Raw genomic sequence first — 12,616 nt, 5'->3', positions numbered from 1 at the left:
TGACCAAAATCTAAATTTCCAACGGTTTTTAAGCTGCGCTACTTTTTTATTAAAGATTCCTTATTTTGCAGTAGCATCAACCAATTATCACTATGAGAATATTCTGTATTATTATTTTAAGTTGTGTATTTATCTTTCATTCTAAGGCCCAAAATTATGCTGAGGCTTTTAAAGAAGGAGGCAAGTATTTTAAACATTCTAGATATGATGAGGCCATTGAGAAATTCAACGAGGCACTAAAATATAACAGTCGATCAGACAAAGCATGGTTTTACTTAGCCATGTCATTTAAAAGAAACAATCAACCTGAACAGTCCTCCATTGCATTTGAGAAACTAAGAGCTGTAAATCCTGATTACAATCCAGCCCAATATTTTGAAGGAGGAGAGGTATTTATCGAATTGAATAGGTTGTCCAGAGCGGAAAGATACTATGAGAAGTTTTTAGAGCAATATCCTGATACACCTAAAAACACTTTAAAGAGACATGAAGCTAAAAACAGATTAGTTTATGCTCAAAAAAGTAGCGAAATCAGAGATCAGCCAAATACTACCTCAGATCCTAGCTTAGTGACTCAATTAAATAGTACTTCTAATGATTATGCACCTCAGGTAAACCCTATGGGCACGAGACTCTATTTTACAAGTGTAAGGCAAGGTGGATTTGATAACATCCAAGATAGCTCCAGAGCCAATCACTATGGTGAGGACATCTATGTCTCAAATCTTAAAAATGACGCATGGAGTATGCCTGTAATGTTGCCAGAGCCTATTAATTCAATCAATGATGACTTTGGGTCTGCATTTACTGGAGATGGTCAAACCATGGTATATGTACGTTGCGGGGGCAAAGAAAGCGTCGGGAATTGTGACTTATACATTACTACATTGGACGGGACCAAATGGTCAGAGCCTGTAAACATGGGGAATGTGGTAAATAGTGAGGATTGGGAATCTCAACCAACTATAAGTTCGGATGGAACTCGAATTATTTTCACCTCTTCCAGAGATGGTGGTTATGGCGGTGCAGACTTGTACATGACTGAACTTAATCATTTAGGAGATTGGGGTATCCCTCAAAACTTGGGGAGTACAATTAACACACCTTTAAGTGATAACAGTCCATTTTTAGCCGCAGATGGCAAAACTTTGTATTATGCAACCAGTGGACATCCAGGATATGGTGGAGCGGATATTTTCTATAGTGTTTTTGAAAACGGAAAATGGGCCAAGCCAATCAATTTAGGGGCACCGATCAATTCATCAGGAGAGGATAAAAACTTCAGTATTTCCGGATCTGGAGAAGCCTACTTTTCTTCGTCAAGAAATGGCGACAATTATAATATTTATGAAACTGAATTACCAGATTACTTAAAACCAAAGCCAACAGCTGTAATCGAAGGAATCGTGGCTAATGCTAGTACAGCAGCGCCTTTGGGTGCATTGGTAATGATAGAAGATATTGATACTGGCGAATTGATTGCTATCAATAAAAGTAATTCGGAAAGTGGTGAATATTTAGTTGTGTTGCCAGCTGGAAGAAATTACAGTGTTTCAGCCAGTAAAGACGGTTATTTCTTCTATTCTCAAAGTTTTGATTTACCAAAGGATACTACCTATCAGGAGATCACAAAGAATATAGATTTGGAACCAATTGAAAAAGGCACCAAAGTGGTACTCAATAATATTTTCTTTGAATCGGGCAGGGCAGAATTGAAGCCAATCAGTTATGTTGAATTGAATAAGGCAGTAGAATTGATGCAACAGAATGGTACAATGGTCATTGAAGTTGGAGGCCATACTGATAACCTTGGGTCTGAAGAAACCAACCAGAGACTTTCACAAGCAAGAGCGGCTGCAGTGGTAAAATATTTGGTATTGGCTGGGATTGAAGAAACTCGATTACAGGCCAAAGGCTACGGTGAATCTATACCGCTTGAAGATAATAGTACTGCTGAGGGTCGAAAAGCTAACCGAAGAACAGAATTTGTCATAGTTGAATTCTAACAACTAAAATAAATTTTAATAATAACTAAAAATGTAGGTGCTTTTAAATGAAGAGTTTTTAATTTATCTTTTGTGAAAGTGAAATCTACGTTTTTAGTTATCTATAAAAGTCTTCATGAGATTACTTCCTGTTTTATTAGCCTTTATTTTTATTATTCCAATATTAGCAAAGGGACAGGGTAGTAGTTTTGACCCAAAGAACTCTATTCAAAACATTAGCTTATCACAATGGACCGCTGAGGATGGTCTGTCCTCTAACAATCTCACACAAGTATTTCAGGATAGTCAAGGTTTACTCTGGATCACCTCTTTTAATGGAGTGATGATTTTTGATGGTGAACGTATCGAAGTATATGATATTAATAATTTACCCATTTTAGAAACAGATGGATTTTATGCTATTGTTGAAGACGAAAATGCTGTGCTCTACTTGGGTTCTCAAGGAAGTGGTATTATCAAATATAACAATAGCCAATTTTCAGAACTTGAAGTGTCATCGGGACCTTTACCCAAATCTGTACCAGCATTATTACCCAGTAAATCAGGTGTATTATATGTAGGAAGTAATAATGAAGGTGTTTTCAAATGGAAAAACGGAATTGCTTCAAAATTAGATATTCCTAAGCTAAATAAGAGTACCATTAGTAACATCAAGGAAGATAAGGAAGGCAAACTTTGGATAGCAACAGAAGGCCAAGGATTATTTTGTCTTAAAAATGAAAAATTAGAAAAGCATTATACTACAGAAAATGGACTTTTTGATGATTATGTCGAAAGTCTAGCCTGTACCAATGATGGCAAATTGATGGTTGCAACTACACGTGGATTGCAGTTTGTAGATCAAACAGGCCAGTTAAATGCTGTGGCTGGTTTAAGTAATGTGTATATAAATTTTCTATTCGTTGATGAATGGAATTCTGTCTGGGCCGGAACTGAAAATGGTTTGGCCAGATGGTCTTCGGATGATCAACAAGTGGATTGGGTCTATGGCAAAAGTGGGATAGATCTCGTTAGGATAAGTTCGATTATAAAAGACCATGAAAATAGTATTTGGTTGACTTCGAGTAGATCAGGTCTGATGCGATTAAAAGAAAGTGGATTGAATAATTTTTCGCATCCTGATATTTCAAGTGAAAGAGTCAATATAGTGCATGAATCATGGAACGGAAATTTGTACATTGGCACGGACCAGAATCACTTGGATGTTTATGACGGACAGACATTTGAGCAATTAGAAATAATAACAGATCTCAATGGCAATGGCGTTCGTGATATCTACCATGATCAAGATGGTTCGTTTTGGTTGGCCACTTATGCTGGCATGATTTATAAAAACGGAAATAAAGAAATCCTTTACTCTACCGCTAACGGAATGCCAGCAAACAATTTCCGAACAGTTCTAAAAGATCGAAATGGAAATTTTTGGTTTGGATCAAGATCTGGGGGGTTGGTTAAGTTTGTGAATGATGAGATAAAAGAAATATTAGGTAATGAGAATAAGTTAGAGTCCAATTTTATTTTGAGTGTAACAGAGTCGGGCAATGGCGATTTGTATATTGGGACACATAGTGGGGGCATGACTATTTTAAAACCTTCTGGAGAAACAATTACTCATCACCTCAAGACAGATGATGCTGGGTATTTATTATTCAATATTGATTTAGTTTCAGATACTGAAGCATTAATAACTGCCAATGTTGGTTTGTTTCATTTTAAGAATGGTTCTTTTAATCTCGTTGAAATGGTGTCGGACCAAAGGAGTAAAACTTATTTTGATTTAGTTGAAGATGCAGATGGAAATTTCTGGGTGACAACCAATTTAGGAATATTACATATTGAGAAGACCAAATGGAATCAATATCAAAAAGGAGAAATAAAGGAGCTGCCTTATATATTACTAGATGAAAATAATGGAATGAATAATAAAGAGTGTACAGGAGCTACTCGTTCATTATTAACATCAGACGGAAAAATAATGGTACCTACTTTAGGAGGCGTTTGCGAAATAGACCCTTCAAGACAGAGGATGGATGCATTACAACCTAAATTATGTATTAGAAACGTGACAGTAGATAATAATCGATTGGATGTTAGTCAGGATTTTTCAGTAATAGAGGCAGGGGCGTTACGATACGTATTCGAATTTGCTGTACTTAGTTATTCGGCACCAGAACGAAATCAATTCAAATATAAACTCGAAGGCTTCGAAAAGGAATGGAGTAGTCCGGTCTATGATGGGAGAGTTGAATATACCAATTTACCACCTGGTAAATATACATTTAAAGTAATCGGAGCTAATGAAAGAAATGTTTGGAATAGCGATGCAGCTAGTTTTTCATTTCAATTAAAACCTTTTTTCTATCAAACAATATGGTTTTACGTCATGATAGTCATTGCCATGATTGGTGCGTTCTTGATCATCTATAAATGGAGAATCTCCTTCATCAATCGACAAAACATAGAACTCAAAAAAGTCAATGCAGAGTTAGATCGGTTTGTCTATAGTGCGTCTCACGAAATTAGATCTCCGCTCGCTTCGATTTTGGGTCTGATAAATTTGGCTAGAATGGGTGATACCACAAAACAATATGAGTATTTTGACCATGTTGAAAAAAGTGTAAATCGGCTGGATGATTTCATTCAAGACATTGTGGATTATTCAAGAAATGCCAGATTAGGAATAGAAGTTAATGAAGTTGATTTTGATACGATGATTTCCAATATTTTGGCAGATATCAGTCACACCAAAAATTTTAGTGCCATTAATTGTGAAGTCAAATATGAATTAAATGGTGGATTCTATAGTGATTCAAAAAGGCTAAAAGTAGTGCTCAGCAATATTATAACTAATGCATTTAAACATCACACACCAGATAAAGTGGAAGAACCAAAAGTAGATATAGAGGTAGTGAATATAAAAAAGGATGTGAAAATAAAAGTTTCGGATAATGGGCCAGGGATCGCACAAAAAGATCAATCCAAAGTTTTTAATATGTTTTATAGGGCAACTACAGCTAGTGAAGGATCTGGCTTGGGACTATACATTGTAGAAGAAACACTTGAGAAAATTCAAGGAACCATAGAAATTCATTCAAAAAAGAATGAAGGAAGCACATTCGAAATTACCCTAAGGAATTTAGCGGCATTACGTGAAAAATAATTTAACTTAATACTGATTCAAATAATTGATTTGACTAAAGTTAAAACTAGCCATATCTATGAATAAAGTGATATTCACAGCCGACGACTATGGAGCTATCCCTGCTATTGATGAAGGGATCATCAAGGCAGTCAATGCCGGCAAAATTAATTCAGTTGCTTCATTTTCAAACCATGAAAAATTTGAATATAAAATAAAGGAGCTACAAGATAGATGTGCAGGTAAAACATTTGAAATTGGCTGTCATCTCACCATTTCCTCTGGCAAGCCTGTTTCTGGTAGAAAAATTGGATTGTTAACTAGGAGAGGGACCTTTAGTTTTCGGAAAGGAAAGTATTTTAAAAAGTATACCCAAATGCGGCGATCCAGGCATTCCGATCGTGAGCTTGATGATCTGCATTATGAATTGAGTAAGCAGGTGGAACAATTTAACAAGTATAATATTCCAATTTCAAATTTAAGTTGCCACCATAATACACTCTTCTTCTTTGAAGATTTTCATGATGTGTTTTTTAAAGTCGCCAATGAAAATAACTTGACCGTTCGTTCTCCCATCAATATTCCGAAAGCCATGAATGACCTCTACATTTCTATGGTTGTTCTGAGAATGTTTGATAATATGAGTAAGGAAAATCGGCAGGCAATATTGGCACATTCACGTAGTATGAGGTCTTTTCTTGCGAATTACAATAGTTTGCCAAAAATGCCAATTGCCTTGAATACTGTTCATTATGGACCGTTGGCCTTACCAACTAACAATCTGAATAATAAGGAAATAGATTCCTTTGCAGATGAGAAAAACCTATCACTTCGAGAGGAATTAAGCGTGGATGCGCCAGAAGATGAAATCATGGAATATGTTTTTCATTTGATTGATGACAATTACTCCAAATTGGATGAGTATTGTGATCAAACTAAATTTTCTAAATCAAAATACACTGGCATAGATTCTGGATATTTCGACAGTAGAATGTCTGAACAACGGGCCTTATTAAATTTTGACCTTTCATCACTTGTGTCTTTCCATTCTTGGAACAATCTTTAAAAAAAAATAATAGATATTTAACAAGAGCCCTATGTTTTCTAGGTATAACTACCAATATACAATCTAGGTGATCATGCCTATTTTATGCATATAAAAATTCATATGATTGTAAATCCTTTTTATTATACCTATCATTATGATGATGGCTTGAGAAACCATTTAATATAGAAGCAAAAACACCTTTTACAGCATTTGAGATTAATTGATTTGGATGTTTAGTCAATATCCTAACTCTAACTCTATTTTATATGAAAAGGATTGTTTTATGCTGCGCATTTCAAATTTTCTTATGTTCAATTTCGATATCTCAAATCACAGTATTTTCTGCTGGTTTTGAGACTGATGCTGATGGTTGGTCTACTGCCAATTGGACACGTGATGCTGATGCAGCTCTTGGAGCCTCAGATGGTAACTATCTTCATCCTACCAGTTTTGATGATTATGGAGAAAGTGTGAGTATAACTTCGACCCGGGCAATAGATCTAACAGGGTATTATGGATTGGTACTACAATTGGATATCAGTTTTAATACAGATGTTTCTGGTGGATTAGGCAATGATGATGATGGATTTACAGTTGAATATTCTTCTGATGCAGGGGGCAATTGGGATGTTTTAGGTGATATAAACGCTGGTATTAATTGGTTTAACAATTCAAATTTACAAGGAGATGCATTAGGCTCAATCGGATGGGCTGGCAACAGTAGTGGTTGGATTACTGCATCAGTACCTTTACCAGCTTCATTGGAGAATAATAGTCAAGCTATGTTTAGAGTAAGGTTCGCATCTGGATCTTATTTTATTGCTGTAGATCCTGAAACCTATGGTGTTGGAGTTGGGTTCGATAATTTTACCATTCTAAGTTATTCTAGTCATGACGGCACACCTGGTAATGTTCCTACTAATTTATCTCTTTGGCTCAAGGCCAATTCTAGAATTCTATTAGATGATAATGAATTGGCAGTATGGGCAGATGAAAGTGGAAATGACAATCACGCGTATGAAGAAACTAGCGCCGATCGACCAATATCCAATGGTCAAATGATTAATGACAATCCTGTTATAAACTTTGATAATAGCCATATTGAGGGTGCTGCTGGCATCTATACTAATGAAATTTTTGTAGTGGTGGATCCCGATTTTATCAGTAGTTCATCTGCAGAAACAGGAGATATTTTGGGCTATCAACCTGGAGATGTAGGTAGTTTAGAGCTTGGAGCTGCCACCGTCGATTTTGCTGATGAACTCGTCACTCATACGGAGTCAACAAGTGGGGGGTATAGATCTGCATTTCAAGATTTGTCTGGTGAGGTAGTTTTGGCCAACCCTATGATTATCAATGATAGACTTAATGCAACGAGTGATGGACAGGATATATTTATCAATGGTGAATCCGTGAGCAATATAGAATCAGGAACTTGGTCTGGATTTAGCAATCAGCCATACATCTTAGGATATGCTTTTGATATAGTAGATGATTTCCAAGGAAGTATTGGAGAAGTTATCAGTTACTCAGGCAGATTATCAGATAGTGATCAGCAAGATATTTTCACGTATTTGGGAATAAAGTATGGGATTACTTTGGACTCAGACCCATTGAGTGCTACTACTAATTTTGATTATCAAATTAACGGAAGTACACTCATTTGGCCAGGTACCACAAATGCTGAATATCAAGGCTATCATCATGATGTAGCAGGAATAGGTAAGGATGAATCTGCACAGGAATTAAACCAAACCAGTAGTCAAAGTGTTAATGATGCCACCATTGTAAATATTGAAAATGCTGACGATTTAGATGATGGTGAATATCTGATTTGGGGCAATGATGATAATGCCAATTCATTTACAACTGACGATATCATTTTAGGAATTACAGAACGGCTGGAAAGGATTTGGAAAGTGAAAGAAACAGGAGATGTAGGTACAGTTACTTTAAATTTTGACATTACCAACTTGGCTGTTGATAAAGCTAACACTACACTCAATTTGCTTATTGCACCATCCACTGCTACTATTCCAACAGACTTGTCTGACGAGGCAGTAACCACCTTAATCATAGGGGGTAATGTAACTGATCTGGGCGGACGAGATATTCTGACATTTAATAATGTGGATTTTTCCGATGGTGATTATTTTACTTTAGGTGGCGATGTCCAGACCATTGCTCCAGCAGGTGTTTCTGGAGGTCTTTCCTTGTGGTTGCGCCCAGATGAAGGTCTTGAAACAGATGGTAGTTTAGTTACTTCTTGGAAAGATGTCAGTGGTAGTGGGAATGATGCCGATCAAGGTGATAGTAATGAAAAGCCCAGTCTAGTTGACTCAGAAATCAACAATAATGACGCCATTGATTTTTCCGATGATTTTCTCGATGGTATTGCTGGTTTTAATACACAAGAGTATTTTATGATTTTGAAACCAGATGCAGCTATTGCTGGAGGGGCTTCTAATGGTTATGTGCTTGGCCTACAAAATGGAGCCTATGGTGGGATGTATCTTGGTGTACAAGGAGCCGACACTTTAATTGGTCATGCAGTAAATGATTACCGATCAGGTTATGTAGATGGAAGTGCAAGTATCGACAATCCTGTGATTATGCTCAATTCTAGAAACAATATTGGAGCAAATGGACAGGATATATTAGTGGATGGAATAGGATTGGATAATGGCGAAGGAGGAACATTTGCCAATAGAACTAATTCATATTTCAGGTTAGGAGATAACTTTCTAGGAACTGATGGATACGATGGTAAAATCTCAGAAGTGATTAGCTTTAATACGAGGCTTTCAGATGCAGATCATCGGGATGTTGAGAGTTACCTAGCGATTAAATATGGTGTTTCGTTAGATATTTCTGGAGAAGGATATACTGCTAATGGCATGACGATTTATGATAATTCTACCTATGCGAATGATATTGCTGGTATCGGTTATAATTTAGATCATGGTTTGCTCCAACTTACTTCCCAAAGCACTCATTCTGGATCAGTGGTCAAGGTATCTGCTAGTTTAGGTATGGAGTCTGGCGAATACTTGATTTGGGGCAATGATGGCAGTGACAAATCTCTAACTCAAACTACAGAGCTTCCATCCAACTATAGTACACGTTTGGCCGCAGAGTGGCAAGTAGATGTAACGGGTACACCAGAAGCAGTTACAGTGAAGGCTTACTTAACAGGGGTTGTAAACTTTTCTCAGCTCAATAGGGCACCCTCGTTATACACGTTGCTGATCAATAATAGTGACGATTTTTCTACTGTTGTAACAGAAATCGCGGGAAGCAGTTTTTCTGGAGATACCATCATATTTGAAAATGTCACTTTTTCAAATAATGACTACTTCAGCATCGCCTTACCACCTCTGCCTACCGGCGCAATTGGTATCAGTAATGGTACCTTGTGGATTACTGCTGATAATGGCGTGGCCACTAGTGGTAGTGATGTCACACAGTGGGACAATCAAGTGTCAGGTGCTGGTTTGAGTGCATTGGAGGATGTAGATGGTTCACCACCTCAGCTAGCTACATATAATGGGTATGATTATATCTCTTTTGATGGGTCCACTTATCTGGAATCAAACGGTGCAATTACGGGCACAACAATTTTTGGAACTACCGACAATACCGTTATGGCAGTGGTAAAACCAGATGCAGGTACTTTTTTAGCAGTTTGGGAAACTTCCAGTACGAATAGAGCAGGTTTTGGTTTGAACGGCAGCAATGCTTCTATGACCTTTGTAGATGCTGGATCAAGTGAACAAGCAACAGGTACTACAGATGTAGTGACGCCTTCAGAATTTCAAATTATCACCTACCAATCCAATGCAGCAACAAACAATCATATATATATCAATGGTAATAGTAGTGATGGTACTTCTAATGCTGGAACCTTGGCAGGTGGCAGCGGGGGACTTGGACTTGGAGCTGCACCAGATGGGTCTTCTGGTTTCGACGGTGATTTGGTAGAAATAGGTTTTTGGAGTACAGCAATTTCCAATACCGAACGAAGAGATATAGAAACCTATTATGCTTTAAAATATGGAATTGATTTAGATGTATCTGTAAGTGACTACACTTACAACAATGGGACATCAATTTATAATCGAACGGGCTATGAAAATCGCATACGTGGTATTGGAGCAAATAATGATCAGGGACTTTATATTGACGTAAGTCAAAGCATAAATGGGAGTGGTGTGATTGTGATTAGTGACGCCTCTTCCTTAAACAACTTGGATTATTTGTTGCTTGGAGATGATGATGGTGCTTTAACATACATCAGCGCTGGGCTTCCTCCATCTGTAACAGAAAGAGTGACTCGTAAATGGGGGGTAGATGAAGAAAATGATGTCGGTACTGTTTCAGTAAGTATTGATGTTTCATCAGTAGATAATACAGGATATGATGTAGTTGATTTTGCATTGATATTAGATAACAACGATGACTTTACAGATGGTGTATTAGACATTATTGCTGCAAATTCTTTTAGCTCTGAAATTGTCACAATTCAAAACGTTGATTTTTCAGGAGCAACACATTTTGGTCTAGCTACTGGAATTGATATATCAAGTGATACAGATTTAGATGGTATCCCAAATTATTATGAATTGGCTAATGGTACTGATTACAATGATGGAAATAGCCCTTCTGTTGGTGGGGCTGGATCTCCACCCACTGATGTTGATGATGCTAACGGACCTTTGGAAACAACCCTATCATTATCAATAGGTAGAATTAGTAGTGGTCTAGAACATATTTTAATTGATCAAGGTGCGGTTGCTCCGATTACGCGAAATACCGACTCGGATGGAGATGGAATATCAGACTGGCGAGAGGTACGTGATGGAACTAATCCTTTTGATGAAGATTCTCCTACTTCCAATGGAAGCGATGACTCTGATGGTGATGGATTAAGTGACGGATTAGAGAGCCTTGTATCTGCGGAAGGAGGGGCAGCTGACCCTGACTCCAGCACAGATACAGATGGTGACGGCATTCCAGATTATTATGAAGTGCTTAATGGATATGATCCAGGTGATTCAGAGATCCCGCTTGCTGGAGGTGGAGCACTAAATGATACAAATGATGGTACCGGATCAGAAGAGGGTTCTGTGCCCATTATTAGTGATGCGTTGGAGAGCTTATTGATTGAGTCTGGTGCTGAATCTCCCATAGAACTGACGACAGATACCGATGAAGATGGAATACCAGACTATATCGAAGTGGTGAGTATGACAGATCCATTTAATCCAAAAAGTCCTACTGTGCAGTCTGATATTACTAACATTAGAAGTCTTCAGGCAGATTATCAAGCATCAAATCCGAATTGTGAAACAATTAACGGCTATCAGTGGATCGATGTAACTGATAATCTCAATAATTTGGTTTTTTCAATAAACCCTGTTGGAAATAATTTAGGAGAAACCTGTTGGGCAGTAAGAGTTTTGGACGGTGAATCTGAAATTAGAAATAGAACTTTTGGATCTGTTCAAGAATATGTCATGAATAGAAATTGGTGGATAAATCCTTCATTTCAGCCATCTGGCGATTACCCGGTTTATATCCGATTTTACTCATTGGCTTCTGAACCTCAAGACCTTTGGACTAAATTGGATAATGATGGATACGATCCAGATGTCTTGGCAGATTTTGTACAGGACAGTATTAATTTCACCAAACATGGAGGTATAAATGATCTAAATCCTTTTGAAGAAGGGAGTAGTAAGGAACTTATTCAAAGTAGAGGTGAATTTTTCAATGATACAGATTATCAATTTACACTGAGTGTTGAAAGTTTTTCGTCCTTTGTTCCTTTCTTTAAGCCCGGACATCCAAATTGGGCATTACCTATTGAGTTAGTTTATTTTAAAGGATATACCTCCGAAAACAAAGTTGATTTGGAATGGAGAACGATTAGTGAGTCTAATAATAGTTATTTCAGCATAGAAAGAAGTTCGGATGGTGAGTCATTTAAAGAGCTACGACTTGTTTCAGGACAGGGTGAATCGAATCAGCAGATTGATTATAAATGGACTGATCATCAACCAAATTATGGAATAAATTATTATAGATTGAAACAGGTTGATATGGACGGTGCTTTTTCCTATTCGGATATTATTAAAATTGAAAATAATTATTCAATTGGAAGTTGGATCGTTTATCCAAATCCTGCCAAAAACATACTAAATGTTAAGTTTGAAAATAGTAATTCAGAGGATCAACAAATAAAAATCGGACTTTTCGGTATATCTGGAAAGCAATACAATGTATCCTATATTTCCGATGCCAAAGGGGTCTCTATAAATACAGAAAGTCTAAAATCAGGTTATTACATATTGAAATTAACAATGAACGAGAGGGTGAATTCCTTTTTCGTCGAAATTAATAACTGAGTGAAAAAATAAGTTG

Annotated in this window: 4 protein-coding genes; all 4 read left to right on the top strand. The window is 37.1% G+C overall.

Translation table 11 applies throughout. The annotated features are described in order from the left end of the window. Positions 1–92: 92 nt before the first annotated feature. The 4 genes from ABJH98_RS08235 to ABJH98_RS08220 all read left to right on the top strand — a co-directional run bounded on the left by ABJH98_RS08235 (position 93) and on the right by ABJH98_RS08220 (position 12,600). The gene (locus ABJH98_RS08235; protein ID WP_348307174.1) at positions 93–2,006 is read left to right on the top strand and encodes an OmpA family protein; all 1,914 of its coding nucleotides are present in this window, start codon (positions 93–95) and stop codon (positions 2,004–2,006) included. Between the two features lie 115 nt (positions 2,007–2,121). Next, positions 2,122–5,166, top strand: a complete 3,045-nt coding sequence (locus ABJH98_RS08230) for a two-component regulator propeller domain-containing protein (protein ID WP_348307173.1) — start codon at positions 2,122–2,124, stop codon at positions 5,164–5,166. Between the two features lie 58 nt (positions 5,167–5,224). Beyond that, positions 5,225–6,211, top strand: a complete 987-nt coding sequence (locus ABJH98_RS08225) for a ChbG/HpnK family deacetylase (protein ID WP_348307172.1) — start codon at positions 5,225–5,227, stop codon at positions 6,209–6,211. Between the two features lie 248 nt (positions 6,212–6,459). Beyond that, the gene (locus ABJH98_RS08220) at positions 6,460–12,600 is read left to right on the top strand and encodes a LamG-like jellyroll fold domain-containing protein (RefSeq protein ID WP_348307171.1); all 6,141 of its coding nucleotides are present in this window, start codon (positions 6,460–6,462) and stop codon (positions 12,598–12,600) included. The last annotated feature ends 16 nt before the right edge of the window (positions 12,601–12,616 follow it).

The sequence above is a fragment of the Reichenbachiella sp. genome, from assembly GCF_039969095.1.
In the GTDB taxonomy this organism is placed as follows: Bacteria; Bacteroidota; Bacteroidia; order Cytophagales; family Cyclobacteriaceae; genus Reichenbachiella.
Note: the sequence above shows the minus strand (reverse complement) of the source record. Positions and strands in the feature narration are given on the sequence as shown.